Below are 15,455 nucleotides of genomic sequence, written 5' to 3'. Positions count from 1 at the left end.
ACTATCGGGCTGTGGCGACAAACCTGCTGGCCGAGTTGGCCGCGCTCATCACCGCACATGCCCGGCCGGATATGACCACCGCGATCGACGGACTCTTGGTGTCCAGCGTCGCCGACACCTCGCCGGAGTACTCGCTGACCGAACCGCTGCTGGTGGTGATGGTCCAGGGCGGCAAGCGTCTGCTGCTCGGGGATCGCGTCTTCGAGTACCGCGGCGGGGAGATGCTGGTGGTCACCGCGCAGCTCCCGGTCAGTGGACACTTCATCGAGTGCGGAGCACAGTCGCCGGCACTGGCGGTGGGCCTGGTGCTGCGGCCGCCGGCCATCGCGGAGTTGCTGCTGCGCGGCAGCGGCGCCCGGCGCCGGCCCGGCACGCAGACCGCCATGGCGACCGGCCGTGCCGATCCCGACCTATTGGACGCGGTGCTGCGGCTGGTGCGGTTGCTGGAGAGTCCCCCCGACGCCGCCGTCCTGGCCCCGCTGATCGAGCAGGAGATCCTGTGGCGGCTGCTGCGCGGTCCGCACGCCGAGGTGGTGGCCCAGATCGGTTCGGCAGGAAGCGGTCTGGCCCACATCAATCCGACGATTCGGTGGATCAGGGAGAACTACGCGGAACCGCTGCGCATCGCAGACCTCGCCGCGATGGCCGGAATGAGTCCGTCGGCGTATCACCGGCACTTCCGCGCCGTCACTGCGATGAGCCCACTGCAGTTCCAGAAGCACATCCGGTTGCAGGAGGCCCGTGCGCTGCTGGTGGCCGATACCGGAGATATCGCCGGTATCGGCCACCTCGTCGGGTATGACAGCCCCACCCAGTTCAGCCGGGAGTACCGCCGGATGTTCGGTGCGCCACCCGGCCGGGACGCGGCGCGCCTGAGCGCCGCCCACGGTGTGACCGCGGCCCATCTTCCGTGAGCTCCGGCGATGCGATTTCGGGACCGCGCCGGTCAGACGATAAGTTGGCGGTCATGAGTGATACTGCCGCCACGGAAAGTGCCGCCGCAGCACCCGCAGGCCGTCCGCCCTTCGTGTCCCGTTCGGTGCTGGTCACCGGTGGGAACCGGGGGATCGGCCTGGCCATCGCGCAGCGGCTGGCCGCCGACGGGCACAAGGTCGCGGTGACCCACCGCGGCTCCGGGGCGCCCGAGGGTCTGTTCGGCGTCGTCTGTGATGTGACCGACAGCGCGGCCGTCGACCGCGCGTTCAAAGAGGTCGAGGAGCACCAGGGGCCGGTCGAGGTGCTGGTGTCCAACGCCGGCATATCCCAGGATGCGTTCCTCATCCGGATGACCGAGGAACGGTTCGAGAACGTCATCAACGCCAACCTCACCGGTGCGTTCCGGGTCGCCCAGCGGGCCTCGCGGAGCATGCAGCGCAAGCGTTTCGGCCGGATCATCTTCATCGGCTCGGTCTCGGGTATGTGGGGTATCGGCAACCAGGCCAACTACGCGGCCGCCAAGGCCGGTCTGATCGGCATGGCGCGGTCCATCTCGCGTGAGCTGTCCAAGGCCGGCGTCACCGCCAACGTCGTGGCCCCCGGCTACATCGACACCGAGATGACCCGCGCGCTCGACGAGCGGATCCAGGAAGGTGCGCTGGAGTTCATTCCCGCCAAGCGGGTCGGCACCGCCGAGGACGTGGCCGGGGCGGTCAGCTTCCTGGCATCCGAAGACGCAAGCTACATCGCCGGCGCGGTCATTCCCGTCGACGGCGGTATGGGCATGGGCCACTAGAAGAGATAGGGACTTTCACATGACCGGCTTTCTCGAAGGCAAACGGATCCTCGTCACGGGGATCATCACCGACAGCTCGATCGCGTTCCACATCGCCAAGCAGGCCCAGGAGGCCGGCGCCGAACTGGTGCTGACCGGTTTCGATCGGATGAAGCTGATTCAGCGCATCGCCGACCGGCTGCCCAACCCGGCGCCGCTGCTCGAGCTCGATGTGCAGAATTCCGAGCACCTCGACTCGTTGGCCGGCCGCATCACCGAGGTGATCGGTGAGGGCAACAAACTCGACGGCGTGGTGCACTCCATCGGTTTCATGCCGCAGACCGGAATGGGTGTGAACCCGTTCTTCGACGCGCCCTACGAGGATGTCGCCAAAGGCATCCACATCTCGGCGTACTCCTACGCCTCGCTGGCCAAGGCGACCCTGCCGGTGCTCAACAGCGGTGGCAGCATCGTCGGTATGGACTTCGACCCCACCCGGGCGATGCCCGCCTACAACTGGATGACGGTCGCCAAGAGCGCATTGGAGTCGGTGAACCGCTTCGTCGCCCGTGAGGCCGGACCGTTCGGCGTGCGCTCCAATCTCGTTGCCGCCGGACCCATCCGGACCCTGGCCATGAGCGCCATCGTCGGAGGCGCGCTGGGAGCGGAGGCCGGAGATCAGATGCGTCTGCTCGAGGAGGGCTGGGATCAGCGCGCGCCGGTCGGCTGGAACATGAAGGATCCGACCCCGGTCGCCAAGACGGTCTGTGCACTGCTGTCGGACTGGCTGCCCGCCACCACCGGCACCATCATCTACGCCGATGGCGGCGCCCACACCCAGCTGCTGTAGCGGGGTCGGCCGTGGAGTTTGATGCCCTGCTGCTGCTCTCCTTCGGAGGGCCGGAGGGCCCCGAGCAGGTGATGCCTTTTCTGGAGAACGTCACCCGGGGCCGGGGTATCCCGCGCGATCGCCTCGAAGCGGTGGCCGAGCACTATCAGCACTTCGGCGGTGTCTCGCCGATCAACGGGATCAACCGCGCGCTCATCGAGCAGATCGAGGCGGTCACGGACCTGCCGGTGTACTTCGGCAACCGCAACTGGGAGCCTTACGTCGAGGACACCGTTGCGGCTATGCGCGACAACGGTGTTCGGCGCGCAGCGGTGTTCTCCACGTCGGCCTGGGGCGGGTACTCCGGGTGTGCGCAGTATCAGGAGGACATCACCCGAGCACGTCTGGCGGTCGGGGAGTCCGCGCCGGAACTGGTGAAGCTGCGCCAGTATTTCGACCATCCGCTGTTCGTGCAGATGTTCGCCGACGCCATTTCCGATGCCGCACAGACGCTTCCGGACGACCTGCGGCCCGGGGCGCGGTTGGTGTTCACTGCGCACTCGATACCGTTGCGGGCCGCCTCGCGCTGCGGCACCGACCTCTATGAGCGTCAGGTCCGCTACGCGTCACGGTTGGTGGCCGCCGCGGCCGGCTACCAGGATTTCGACGTGGTGTGGCAGTCCCGATCCGGCCCGCCGCAGGTGCCCTGGCTGGAACCCGATGTCGGCGACCACCTCGACGTCCTCGCCGGGCAGGGAATCAAGGCCGTCATCGCGTGTCCGATCGGGTTCGTCGCCGACCACATCGAGGTGGTGTGGGATCTCGACAACGAACTCGCCGAACAGGCCGACGCTGCCGGCGTGGCACTGGCTCGGGCCAGCACGCCCAACGCCCAACGACGTTTCGCCGAACTGGTCGTCGGGCTGATCGATGAACTCCGCCTGGGCAGCGAGCCCGTCAGAGTTGCGGGCGCGCAACCGGTTCCGGGTCAGGGGAGCAGCGTGAACGGCGCGTTCTGCACACCGGCCTGCGAGCCGGTCAGCGCTGCCAGGCCGAGTACATGATGGCGCTGATCGCGGCGAGCCTGGCGGTGCGCACCACCGAGGCCAATGGCCGCAGGGTGTCCGAGGCGATCCGGATCTCCGAGCTGGTCTGAAGCCCGATCGGCATCAGCCCGGAGCTGGCGGTGATGATCGCGTCCACATGCGCGGCGTTCTCCAGCACCCGCAACGCGCGTTCAGGTGCATGATCGGGCAGCCGGTGCAATCTGGTTGCCTCCAGCAGCTGTTCGACCATGCCGCGCGGGTCATCGATGTCCGCGGCGCCGATTCCGGCGCTCAGTGCGCCGAGTGCGTCGGCGGCCGAACGCACCGCGGACCTCAGCGTGTACTCGGCGTCGCCGAGATCGCTGTGCTCGACCACGGCCGCGGTCCCGGCCGAGTACACCGTCCACGCCAGCGACACGGGGTCGGGTTCGAAATCCGGATCGTCGACGTCCTCGTAGTGGTATTCGGGGACCATGCCGACCGACCGACGCGGATCCTGGCCGATGATGATCGCCTCGCCCATGGTGATGGCGTCGCGCTGGAACTGGGTGTCCGGTGGTAGGCCACGAACATCGCCGGGGACCGGCAGCACCAGCGTCAGCGGCGGAGCGCCCTGCGGCGGACCTGCGGCGGTCCGCATCGTCTGCAACAGCGACATCGTTCCGGAGTGAAACAGGTCCGGCCATGGCAATCCGGTCGAGCCCGCAGCCACCGAATCGTAGGCGGTGACGGAATGCTTTGGCGCCCATTGGGATAGCGCGTCGAGCACGTCATCGGGCGCGGCAACGCCCGCAAGCCAGGCATTGACCCAGACCGTCAGCGAAGCGCTCGGACACCACATAGTTCTGGCAGTGTAGTTGTCGGTCGCTTATACGGCCGGATTCGCTACGCTGACACACATGCCCCCATGGATCTGGCTGGTCGCAGCGTTGGGACTGGCAGGCGCCGAGGCGCTCACCGGTGACCTCTTCCTGCTGATGCTCAGTGGAGGCGCGCTCGCGGCTGCCGGTGCGGCATTCGTTTTCGACTGGCCGATCTGGGCCGACGGCGCGGTGTTCCTGGTCATCTCGGTGCTGTTGCTCGTCCTGGTGCGGCCGGTGCTGCGCCGGCGGATGTCATCGAGCACCGGCCTGCCGGACCCGGCCAAGGCGCTGGAGGGCAAGGGCGCGCTGGTGCTCTCGCAGGTGTCCCGGCACGACGGCCAGGTGAAGCTCGACGGCGAAGTGTGGACGGCACGGCCACTCAACGACGACGATGTGTTCCAACCGGGCGATCAGGTCACCGTCGTGCACATCGACGGGGCGACCGCGGTGGTCTACCGCGCCATGTGAGCTACAGCAGTCGAACCTAACTGGAGGGAGTCGTCATGGACGGTACATACGTAGGTCTCGTGCTGCTCGTGGTCTTTGTCATTTTCGCCGTGGTGGTGGTCGCCAAGTCGGTGGCGCTCATCCCGCAGGCCGAGGCCGCGGTGATCGAGCGCCTCGGCCGCTACAGCAAGACGGTGTCCGGGCAGCTGACGTTGCTGCTGCCGTTCGTCGACAAGATCCGTGCCCGGGTGGATCTGCGGGAGCGGGTGGTGTCCTTCCCGCCGCAGCCGGTGATCACCGAGGACAACCTGACGGTCAATATCGACACCGTCGTCTACTTCCAGGTCACCGACCCGGCCAAGGCGGTGTATCAGATCAGCAACTACATCGTCGGCGTCGAGCAGCTGGCCACCACCACACTTCGCAATGTCGTCGGCGGGATGACCCTGGAGCAGACGCTGACTTCGCGCGATTCCATCAACGGACAGCTGCGTGGGGTGCTCGACGAGGCGACCGGCCGGTGGGGCCTGCGGGTGGCCCGGGTCGAGCTGCGCAGCATCGACCCGCCGCCGTCGATCCAGGACTCGATGGAAAAGCAGATGCGCGCCGATCGCGAGAAGCGCGCCATGATCCTGACCGCCGAGGGCAGCCGGGAGGCGGCGATCAAGGCGGCCGAGGGACAGAAGCAGGCCCAGATCCTGTCGGCCGAGGGCGCCAAGCAGGCCGCGATCCTGGCGGCCGAGGCGGACCGGCAGTCCCGCATGCTGCGGGCCCAGGGTGAACGCGCCGCCGCCTACCTTCAGGCCCAGGGCCAGGCCAAGGCCATCGAGAAGACCTTCGCGGCGATCAAGAACGGCCGGCCCACCCCGGAGATGCTGGCCTACCAGTACCTGCAGACGCTGCCGCTGATGGCCAAGGGCGAGGCCAACAAGGTCTGGCTGGTGCCCAGCGATTTCGGTTCGGCGCTGCAGGGTTTCACCAAGCTGCTGGGGGCACCGGGCGAGGACGGTGTGTTCCGCTACACCCCGTCGCCGGTCGAGGACTCGCCGTCGTCCGCGGCGGATGACGCCGAAGAGGTCGCGGACTGGTTCAACACGCAAACCGATCCGGAGATCGCCCAAGCGGTGGCACGCGCCGAGGCCGAGGCGCGCAAGCCCATCTCGCCGTTGGGATCGGAGCCGCCGGCATCCGTCGAGGCGCCGGCCCGGTCGCAGGCGTTGAACGCCCCGACCGGTCCGCCGGAAGCTCCCGGGACGCCCGGCATGCCCGGTGGTACCCACCGCGCCCCGTAACGCACCCACCTCGTCCGGCGATACACCACGTGGTTGCGTGGTCGATGCCTGAGATTTTCCTGATGGATTGACGGGGTCGAACATTTTTTCCTGCCGCAAGGACTTATTGCATGTTCTAATGGCATATCGGTGATTTGCTGACCGTGGGCAGGGCTTTTTGCCGGTGCGAAACGAAATGGCGACGTGATGACGGGGACGCGATGAGCAAGGCGTGCGTGCGGAGCGCGGTGGGCGCCGGCATGCTCTCCACCGTGCTGTTGATCGGTGGTCCCGTGGCCGTGGCGGTGGCCGACACCGACTCCGGGACCGGCACCTCGGGTTCGACCGGCACCTCGGGTTCGACCGGCGCCGGGCAGGGCCAGAATTCCGGTCCGGACAGCGGTACCGCGACATCCGGCAACGACCTCGGTGTAGGTCTGCGTACGACGTTGCGGCAGTCGATGACCGGCGTGCGCAGCGTGATCAGACCGTGGACGGCACAGCGTCCCCAGCCCGGCTTCGGTAGCCGCCCGCGCACCACCATCCCGACCGTCCCGGACTCTTCCACCGGCTCGACCGATCTCGAGCTGGTGGCGCCCGAAACCGCCGGCACCGATCCCAGTGCGGGCACTCCCCAACAGCAGACCACCCCGGTGGCCAACAACTCGACCGCCCCCGAGCCCGCCAAGCCGGCCGGCCCGCCGCCGGCGCGTCCGGTGTCGGTCAAGGCCCCGCTGAGCTACGACAAGCTGCCCGAGGTGGCGCACACGGTAGGTAACACCGTTGCCTCGGTGCTCACTTCGACGCAGCAGACGGCAACGGCGGTCCCCGCCCTGCTGGCCGGACTGCCCGGCTCGACTACGCCGGTCTCCGACGTGATCAACACCATCGAGTTCATGCTGACCTCGGTGAGTACATCGGTCGGCACCATCGCGGCGCTGCCCGGCGAGCTGGGTGCCCTGATGGACGTCAGCACCCCGCCCGTCGCCCCGATCGGCGTGGCGCCCGCGGCGCGGCCGATGACGGCGCCGGCCGGACCGATCGATCTGCCCGCGCTGCTGCTCCCGCAGGCGCCGGCCGCGTCACTCGGCGCCGGTACCGTCGCATCTGCACCGGCCGCGCCCGCGCCGGCCCCGGTCACCCCGGTCAGGGTCGAGCAGAAGTCGGCGGTGACCACCGCACCGCTGGGTGTGAGTGGCCTGACGGCCTCGGGAGCGCCCGAGTCATTCCTCGATCGTGCGGTCAGCACGCTGCTGGTCCCGATCTCGATCGCGACGCTGGCCGCAGTGGCGCTGCCCGGCGTGGGCGGGCTCCTGGTGATCTGCGCGCTCGGCATCCGGATCGGGTACCGCCAGGCCAAGGCCGGCTGGGCCATCCGCGTGGCGGGCATTGCGCGCTTCGCCGGGTCGGGCCCGATGGGTGTGGTGCGCTCGGGCTCGATGATCACGCTGCACACCAAAAAGCGCCCCGCGGCGGCCCGCACGGCCGGCCGCCTGCGCCTGGTCGACAGCTCCTTCGAACAGGCCGCCTGACCGCTATCCGTTGACGGCGGGTTCGTCGCCGGTCGAGTGTTCGCCGTGGGAACGGCGGTGCACCCGGATCTCGTAGACCAGCCCGGCCAGTCCGACGCCTGCGGTACACGCCGACACCAGGAACAACAGCGGGCTGATATTGCCGGTGAGGGCATCGCCGAGGATCACCACCGCCGCCGTCCCGGGAAACACGCCGATCAGCGTGGCCACCGAATAGGGCAGCAGCCTCACCGCGGACGCACCCGCCGCATAGTTGAGCACCGCGAACGGCACCGCCGGAATCATCCGCATCGACAGCACCGTCACCCAGCCACGGTCGCGCAACCGGGCGTCCAGTGACTCGACGCGGGGATGCAGGGTCAATCGGCTGAGTTGCCAGCCGGCCGCCCGCACCAGGATCACGGCCAGCACGGCGCTGAGGGTGCTCGCCGCGACTGCGATGCTGACGCCCACCAACGGCCCGAAGAGCAGGCCGGCCGCGAGCGTGAACGCGGTCCGGGGAAACGGGAACACCGTCATCACGATGTGGGCGGCGAAGAACGCGAGCGGAAACCACGGGCCGGCTGCGGTCGCCCAGTCGCGCAGCTGGATCGCACTCGGTAGGGGCACCAGAATCGCGACTGCGACGAGGATCACAATTGTGGCGGCGATGCCCACCACGCGGCGCCGCGGTAATTGGGTGGCCGTCGACGTCACTGCGGTCCAGACCGTGCGCAACGTGGTGACGACGGGTTTCACGTCTCCCAACCCTACGGGGCAGAGGGCGGTGCCGCCGACAACGCTACTGCTCAGTAGCTTTTGCCCGCCGTACGCTGCCGTGATACCGATCATTTAGCCTCAGGTGAAAGAGGCCAGTCACAGCTGGCTAATCTAACTAAGTCAGACAACGCTTTTTAACCCAGGAGCCGCGAGTGTCCTCGAGCGTCATTGAATCGGATCGCGAGCGCTGGCGCTCCGGCGTGGCCGGCGTGCTGGCGAAGAGTCTGCGGCGCGATGCCGCGGATCTGCCCGCCGAACCGGAACGGCTGCTCGACTCGCCGACCTACGAGGGCTTCCCGGTACGGCCGCTCTACACCGCACTCGACGAGGTACCCGAGTCGCCGTTGCCCGGGCAGTGGCCGTTCGCCCGCGGCGGGGATGCGCGCCGCGATGTGCTGAGCGGCTGGAAGGTCGCCGAGCAGTTCCCGGTGACGGCTTCTGGAACCTCGGAGGCCAACGGAGCGCTGTTGCTGGCGTTGACCGAGGGCACCAGCGCGGTGGTGCTGCGGGTGGGTTCGCCGGGGGCGAGCGAAGCGACGGGGAATGTCGCCGGGGCGAGCGCAGCGACGGGGAGTGTTCCCGCCGGGGTGGCACCGGCCGAACTGGCGGACCTGCTCGACGGCGTGTTCCTGGATCTCGTGCCGGTGGTGCTGGACGCGGGTGCCGAATACGTCGTCGCCGCCGACGCCCTGCTGGCTCTGGTCGCCGATTTCGACGACGAACAGCGCGGCCGGTTGTCACTGGATCTGGGCGCCGACCCACTGACCGCGCCGCTGAGCGGACGGGTGACGGCCAGCCTCGACGATGTCACCGCGATCGCCGTGCGGACGGCCGGCCAGACCGGGGTGCGGGCCGTCACGGTCGACGGTCCCGCCCTGCACAACCTCGGTGCCAGCGCGTCCTGGGAGCTCGCCGGGGCCGTCGCGGCCGGCGTGAGTTACCTGCGCCTGCTGACCGAGGCCGGTGTGACGGTCTCCGACGCCCTGCGCCACGTCAGCTTCCGTTTCGCCGCCGACGACGACCAGTTCATGACGATCGCGAAACTGCGTGCCGCGCGCCGGCTGTGGGCCCGGGTGGCCGAGGTCGCCGGCGACGGTGCGGCCGGTGCCGCAGTGGTGCACGCGGTCTCCTCGGCGCCGATGATGAGCCAGCGCGATCCGTGGGTGAACATGCTGCGCACCACGCTGGCCGCATTCGCCGCCGGTGTCGGTGGTGCCGACACCGTCCTGGTGGCGCCGTTCGACGCCGCCATTCCCGGTGGACTGCCCGGCACGGCAACCAGTTTCACCCGGCGCATGGCGCGCAACACACAGCTGCTGTTGCTGGAGGAATCCCACCTGGGCCGGGTGCTCGACCCGTCGGCCGGTTCGTGGTTCGTCGAGGACCTGACGGCGCAGCTGGCAGAGCAGGCCTGGGCACATTTCCAGGAGCTGGAGTCGCGAGGCGGATTCGAGGCGGCCCGCGATCACCTCGCCGAGCAGATCGCCGCCGTGCGGGACAAGCGCGCCGACGACATTGCGCACCGCCGTACCTCGCTCACCGGTGTCAACGAGTTCCCGAACCTGGGGGAGAAGCCGCTACCGCCCACCGGCGGAGTCGCCGGCATCGTGCGCTACGCGGCCGGCTTCGAGGCACTGCGGGACCGGTCGGATGCCTATCTGGCCGAGCACGGGAAACGGCCCGAGGTGGTGCTGCTCCCGCTGGGCCCGCTCGCCGAACACAACATCCGGACCACCTTCGCGTCGAACCTGCTGGCCTCCGGCGGCATCGAAACGGTCAACCCCGGCACGGTGGACGCGGCCGCGGTGGCGGCCGCCGTCGACGGCCACCGCGCCGTGGTGATCTGCGGCACCGACGCCCGGTATGGCAGCGAGGCCCAAGCCGTCGTCGCCGCAGCACGCGATGCCGGGGTGGCGCACATCTATCTCGCCGGGCCGGAGAAGGCGATCGGTGATGCGACCGCCCGACCCGACGAATACCTGACCGCGAAGATCAACGCCGTCGAGGCGCTGGCGAACCTGCTCAACCGTTTGGGGGCCTGATATGACCGCCACGAAACCCGTCCTCGGCAGCTTCGCCGACGTACCGCTGCACGGCGGCGCCGGCCCGACACCGACGCCCGAGGCGGTGACCGAGCAGGTCGACGTCGCCGCGGCCGCGCACGGCTACACCGCCGAGCAGCTGGTGTGGTCGACCCCGGAGGGCATCGACGTCAAGCCGGTGTTCATCGGCGCCGATCGCGATGATGCGGTGGCGGCGGGCTACCCGCTGGACAGCTTCCCGGGCGAGCCGCCGTTCATCCGCGGCCCGTATCCGACGATGTATGTCAATCAGCCGTGGACCATCCGGCAATACGCCGGGTTCTCCACCGCCGCCGAGTCGAATGCGTTCTACCGGCGGAACCTGGCCGCCGGCCAGAAGGGTCTGTCGGTGGCCTTCGACCTGGCCACTCACCGCGGGTACGACTCCGACCATCCCCGGGTCGCCGGGGATGTCGGGATGGCCGGTGTGGCCATCGACTCGATCCTGGACATGCGCCAGCTGTTCGACGGGATCGATCTGGGCAGCGTCTCGGTGTCGATGACGATGAACGGTGCGGTGCTGCCGATCCTCGCGCTCTACGTCGCCGCCGCCGAGGAACAGGGCGTGCCGCCGGAGAAGCTGGCCGGGACCATCCAGAACGACATCCTCAAAGAGTTCATGGTCCGCAACACCTACATCTATCCGCCGAAACCGTCCATGCGGATCATCTCCGACATCTTCGGCTACACCAGCGTCAAGATGCCGAAGTACAACAGCATCTCGATCTCGGGCTACCACATCCAGGAGGCCGGTGCCACGGCCGACCTGGAGCTCGCCTACACACTGGCCGACGGTGTCGAGTACATCAAGGCCGGCCTCGACGCCGGACTGGACATCGATAAGTTCGCGCCCAGGCTGTCCTTCTTCTGGGGCATCGGGATGAACTTCTTCATGGAGGTCGCCAAACTGCGCGCCGGCCGGCTGCTGTGGAGCGAGCTGGTCGCGCAGTTCGACCCGAAGAGCGCCAAATCCCAGTCCCTGCGCACCCATTCGCAGACCTCGGGCTGGTCGTTGACCGCTCAGGACCCGTTCAACAACGTGGCACGCACCTGCATCGAGGCGATGGCCGCCACCCAGGGCCACACCCAGTCGCTGCACACCAACGCCCTCGACGAGGCGCTGGCGCTGCCGACCGACTTCTCGGCGCGCATCGCCCGCAACACCCAGCTGCTGCTGCAGCAGGAGTCCGGCACCACCCGACCGATCGACCCGTGGGGCGGTTCGTACTACGTGGAGTGGCTGACCCATCAGCTCGCCGAGAAGGCCCGCGCCCACCTCAAGGAGGTTGCCGGGTACGGCGGCATGGCCCAGGCCATCGGCGAGGGCATCCCGAAGCTGCGCATCGAAGAGGCCGCCGCGCGCACCCAGGCGCGCATCGATTCCGGTGCGCAGCCGGTCATCGGCATCAACAAGTACGCGGTGGCCGAGGATCAGGAGATCGAGGTCCTCAAGGTCGAGAACAGCCGGGTACGCAGCGAGCAGCTGGCCAAGCTGGCGCAACTGCGCGCCGACCGTGACGAGGCGGCGACCCAGGCGGCACTGGCCGAACTGACCCGTGCCGCAGCGGCCACCGGTGTGGCAGGCGCCGACGGGCTGGACAACAATCTGATGGCGCTGGCCATCAACGCCGCCCGCGTGCATGCCACCGTCGGCGAGATCTCCGACGCCCTGGAGAAGGTTTACGGTCGGCATCAGGCCGAGATCCGCACCATTGCCGGGGTCTACCGCGACGAGGTCGGGAAGGCTGGGAATGTGGCTACCGCAACGGATCTGGTGGAACGTTTTGCTGACGCCGATGGCCGACGGCCCCGCATCCTGGTCGCCAAGATGGGCCAGGACGGTCACGACCGCGGCCAGAAGGTGATCGCCACCGCCTTCGCCGATATCGGGTTCGACGTGGATGTCGGCTCGCTGTTCTCCACCCCCGATGAGGTGGCGCGCCAGGCCGCCGACAACGACGTGCACGTCGTCGGGGTGTCCTCGCTGGCCGCCGGCCACCTGACGCTGGTGCCGGCCCTGCGCGACGCACTGGCCGAGGTCGGTCGTCCCGACATCATGGTGGTCGTCGGCGGTGTGATCCCCCCCGGTGACTTCGATGAGCTCTACGCGGCCGGCGCGACCGCGATCTTCCCACCGGGCACCGTGATCGCCGATGCCGCCATCGGTCTGCTGCACAAGCTCGCCGACCGACTCGGCTACACCCTGAGCTAGATGAGCCCTTCAGTGGCCGAACTGGCCGCGGCGGTGCGCGGCGGTGACCGTTCCGGCTTGGCGCGGGCGATCACCCTCGTCGAGTCGACGCGCGCCGATCACCGGCAGCAGGCCCAGGAGCTGCTGCTGGAGCTCATGCCGGAAGCGGGTGGTGCCGTCCACGTCGGCATCACCGGTGTGCCGGGCGTCGGGAAGTCGACGACCATCGAGGCGCTCGGTATGCACCTGATCGAGGCCGGGCACCGGGTAGCCGTGCTGGCGGTCGATCCCTCCTCGACACGCACCGGCGGATCGATCCTCGGCGACAAGACCCGGATGGCTAAGCTTGCTGTGCACCCGGACGCCTATATCCGACCGTCGCCGACCTCGGGCAACCTGGGCGGTGTGGCCCGCGCGACGCGGGAGACGATCGTGCTGCTGGAGGCGGCCGGCTTCGATGTGATCCTCGTCGAGACGGTGGGGGTGGGGCAGTCCGAGGTGACGGTGTCCGACATGGTGGACACCTTCGTGTTCCTGACCCTGGCCCGGACCGGCGATCAGCTGCAGGGCATCAAAAAGGGTGTCCTCGAGCTCGCCGATGTGGTGGTGGTCAACAAGGCCGACGGCGAGCATGCCGTCGAGGCGAAGGCCGCCGCGCGTGAACTGACGGGCGCGCTGCGCCTCATCTACCCACGCGAAACTCTCTGGCGGCCACCGGTTCTCACCATGAGCGCCTTGACCGGCGATGGTTTGGCCGAGCTGTGGGAGACCGTCGAGAAGCATCGCAAGGTACTGACCGATGCGGGGGAGTTCGACGCCCGTCGCCGTAAGCAGCAGGTGAACTGGACGTGGGCGATGGTCCGCGACACGGTGCTGGACCGGGTGCTCGGCAATCCCGAGGTCAAGCGCATCCGCTCCGAGCTGGAGCGCCAGGTGCGCGATGGCGAGCTGACCCCGGCGCTGGCGGCCCAGCGGATCCTCGACGCCGCTGACGGGTGAGCTGGGCAAGGTTACCGTTTTGGGAACCACCCTGGTCTTACAGATAGGTAACGCCCCTCGCTAGTTAGCCAGACGGCGAGGTAAATTGGTTTGACTGTGACCTACGCGATAGATGGTGAGCGCAGCGCGGCGCCCACCGAGATCGGCAATAGCGCGGCGATCCCCGATGACAATGCGTTGCCCCGCGGGATCCAGGGGGCGGCGGACCCCAACTTCGCATGCGCGGTATCGGCGTTCGGCAAGCTGTTCGGGCATCCCCGATTCGGTGGCGGCGCGCTGTCGGTCTACCTGGACGGCGTCCCCGTCGTCGACGTGTGGACCGGGTGGGCCGATCGGAAGGGCAGGCAGCGCTGGAGCGCGGACACCGGCGCGATGGTGTTCTCCGCGACGAAGGGGATGGCCACGACCGTCATCCACCGACTGGTGGATCGCGGGCTCATCGACTACGACGCCCCCATGGCGGAGTACTGGCCCGAATTCGGCGCCAACGGTAAGGCCGCCATCACGGTGCGCGAGGTACTACGGCACCGGGCAGGCCTGTCCCAGCTCAACGGAGTCAGCAGGGCTGATCTGCTCGACCACACCAAGATGGAGGAGCGGATCGCCGCCGCACCGGCCGGTCTGCTGCGCGGGCGCCCGGCCTACCACGCGGTGACCTACGGCTGGTTGGTCTCCGGCCTGGCCCGGTCGGTGACCGGCCTGGGCATGCGGGAGCTGTTCCGCCGGGAACTGGCGGCACCTCTCGACGTCGACGGTGTGCACCTGGGCCGTCCGCCGCTGGCGGCGCCGACGCAGCCGGCGCAGATCATCGGCCCGCAGCGGCACCTGCAGAACCCGATCTTCAACGCGGTGGCGCCGCATCTGGCCGCGCTGCCGTGGTCCGGCGGTCTGGGAGCGCTGTACTTCCCCGGGATGAAGTCGATGGTGCAGGGCGATACGCCCCTGCTGGACAGCGAGATGGCATCGGCCAACGGTGTCGCGACGGCGCGCGCCCTGGCCCGGATGTACGGAGCGATCGCCAACGGCGGAGACCTCGACGGCAACAGGTTCCTCTCCCGCGAGCTGGTGGCCGGCCTGACCGGGCCCCGCAGCCTGCATCCGGACGGCTCGATCGTGCTACCGATGGCCTTCCACCTCGGCTACCACTCGCTGCCCTTTCCCGGCGTACTGCCGGGCTTCGGGCACGTCGGATTGGGCGGCTCGCTGGGCTGGGCAGATCCGGCGACCGGATTGGCCTTCGGGTACGTGCACAACCGCCTGCTGACCCCCCTCGTGGTGGCTGACCAGGCGGGCTTCGTGGCCACCGCCGCGCTCATCCGGCGCGGCGCGGCGCGGGCTCGCGACCGTGGATTCGACGCCATCCCGCGGCTCGGAACGGCCTTCGCAGGGCCCTCTGCCGCAGCCGTCTGACGGGCCGCGCCGAGGGCCATTTCGGTTGCCCAAAGTTTTGCTTGCTCCCGCAAATATGCAGGTGGTACCGCCGGTCGCAGGATATTGCTAGGGCACCTGAACGTTGGCTGTGCCAATCATGCGGAAGGCGTCCCGAAGCCGAAATCCAGCCGGTCACGCCGGGAATGGCCAACGCGCCCGCGCACGCGGTTTCCGTTACACGTCTTTGAATTGCCAAAGGAGTTTCCCGATCGGCCGCGGGTGCGGTGGAAGCGCCGAGCCGGACCGTGTCCATACTTACTCTGGGGTAGTTGTTACTGGTGTTTCCAGTGCTAGG

General features: G+C 68.6%; 13 protein-coding genes. 11 read left to right on the top strand and 2 right to left on the bottom strand.

Features of this window, described 5'->3' with window-relative positions; translation table 11 throughout:
* The first annotated feature begins 11 nt into the window (after nt 1-11).
* The 4 genes from EXE63_RS30405 to EXE63_RS30390 are packed head-to-tail and all read left to right on the top strand — an operon-like array spanning nt 12 to nt 3,604.
* The gene (locus EXE63_RS30405; protein WP_234904329.1) at nt 12-914 is read left to right on the top strand and encodes an AraC family transcriptional regulator; all 903 of its coding nucleotides are present in this window, start codon (nt 12-14) and stop codon (nt 912-914) included.
* Nucleotides 915-967: 53 nt separating this feature from the next.
* On the top strand, nt 968-1,732 hold the full coding sequence (gene fabG1 / locus EXE63_RS30400; protein ID WP_168145030.1) for a 3-oxoacyl-ACP reductase FabG1: 765 nt from the start codon (nt 968-970) through the stop codon (nt 1,730-1,732).
* 19 nt (nt 1,733-1,751) lie between these two features.
* Nucleotides 1,752-2,561 (top strand): NADH-dependent enoyl-ACP reductase InhA, encoded by an 810-nt coding sequence (gene inhA, locus EXE63_RS30395; protein ID WP_105364121.1) that lies wholly within the window; start codon nt 1,752-1,754, stop codon nt 2,559-2,561.
* Nucleotides 2,562-2,572: 11 nt separating this feature from the next.
* Nucleotides 2,573-3,604, top strand: a complete 1,032-nt coding sequence (locus EXE63_RS30390) for a ferrochelatase (RefSeq protein ID WP_168145029.1) — start codon at nt 2,573-2,575, stop codon at nt 3,602-3,604.
* Here EXE63_RS30390 and EXE63_RS30385 read toward each other — a convergent pair.
* Complete coding sequence (locus EXE63_RS30385) at nt 3,579-4,427, bottom strand: Rv1486c family protein (RefSeq protein WP_168145028.1); 849 nt, start codon at nt 4,425-4,427, stop codon at nt 3,579-3,581. The two genes, EXE63_RS30390 and EXE63_RS30385, sit on opposite strands and share 26 nt — an antisense overlap.
* A gap of 58 nt (nt 4,428-4,485) precedes the next feature.
* On the opposite strand from EXE63_RS30385, the gene EXE63_RS30380 reads away from it, so the two are divergent.
* The 3 genes from EXE63_RS30380 to EXE63_RS30370 all read left to right on the top strand — a co-directional run bounded on the left by EXE63_RS30380 (nt 4,486) and on the right by EXE63_RS30370 (nt 7,699).
* Nucleotides 4,486-4,917 (top strand): NfeD family protein, encoded by a 432-nt coding sequence (locus tag EXE63_RS30380; RefSeq protein WP_168145027.1) that lies wholly within the window; start codon nt 4,486-4,488, stop codon nt 4,915-4,917.
* Nucleotides 4,918-4,952: 35 nt separating this feature from the next.
* Nucleotides 4,953-6,188 carry an SPFH domain-containing protein gene (locus EXE63_RS30375; protein WP_234904328.1) on the top strand — a complete coding sequence of 412 codons (1,236 nt, stop codon included), beginning with the start codon at nt 4,953-4,955 and terminating at the stop codon, nt 6,186-6,188.
* Nucleotides 6,189-6,388: 200 nt separating this feature from the next.
* Entirely contained in the window at nt 6,389-7,699 is a 1,311-nt protein-coding gene (locus tag EXE63_RS30370) for a hypothetical protein (protein ID WP_168145026.1), read from the top strand.
* A 3-nt stretch (nt 7,700-7,702) separates the two neighbouring features.
* Here the strand turns inward: EXE63_RS30370 and EXE63_RS30365 are convergent, their stop codons facing one another.
* The gene (locus EXE63_RS30365; RefSeq protein ID WP_210000155.1) at nt 7,703-8,437 is read right to left on the bottom strand and encodes a TVP38/TMEM64 family protein; all 735 of its coding nucleotides are present in this window, start codon (nt 8,435-8,437) and stop codon (nt 7,703-7,705) included.
* 173 nt (nt 8,438-8,610) lie between these two features.
* Here EXE63_RS30365 and EXE63_RS30360 point away from each other — a divergent pair, with 173 nt between their 5' ends.
* The 4 genes from EXE63_RS30360 (at nt 8,611) to lipL (ending at nt 15,139) form a co-directional block, all read left to right on the top strand.
* Nucleotides 8,611-10,500 carry a methylmalonyl-CoA mutase family protein gene (locus EXE63_RS30360; protein ID WP_234904327.1) on the top strand — a complete coding sequence of 630 codons (1,890 nt, stop codon included), beginning with the start codon at nt 8,611-8,613 and terminating at the stop codon, nt 10,498-10,500.
* A 1-nt stretch (nt 10,501) separates the two neighbouring features.
* Complete coding sequence (scpA, locus tag EXE63_RS30355) at nt 10,502-12,751, top strand: methylmalonyl-CoA mutase (protein ID WP_168145024.1); 2,250 nt, start codon at nt 10,502-10,504, stop codon at nt 12,749-12,751.
* A complete protein-coding gene (gene meaB / locus EXE63_RS30350) occupies nt 12,752-13,729 on the top strand; it encodes a methylmalonyl Co-A mutase-associated GTPase MeaB (RefSeq protein WP_168145023.1) in 978 nt (325 codons plus the stop codon). It begins immediately after the preceding gene.
* A 96-nt stretch (nt 13,730-13,825) separates the two neighbouring features.
* Nucleotides 13,826-15,139 carry an esterase/beta-lactamase LipL gene (gene lipL / locus EXE63_RS30345; RefSeq protein WP_436277730.1) on the top strand — a complete coding sequence of 438 codons (1,314 nt, stop codon included), beginning with the start codon at nt 13,826-13,828 and terminating at the stop codon, nt 15,137-15,139.
* Nucleotides 15,140-15,455: the final 316 nt, after the last annotated feature.

Source organism: Mycolicibacterium frederiksbergense, assembly GCF_012223425.1.
GTDB classification, from domain to species: Bacteria; Actinomycetota; Actinomycetes; order Mycobacteriales; family Mycobacteriaceae; genus Mycobacterium; species Mycobacterium frederiksbergense.
This window is presented reverse-complemented; position numbering and strand designations above follow the sequence as displayed.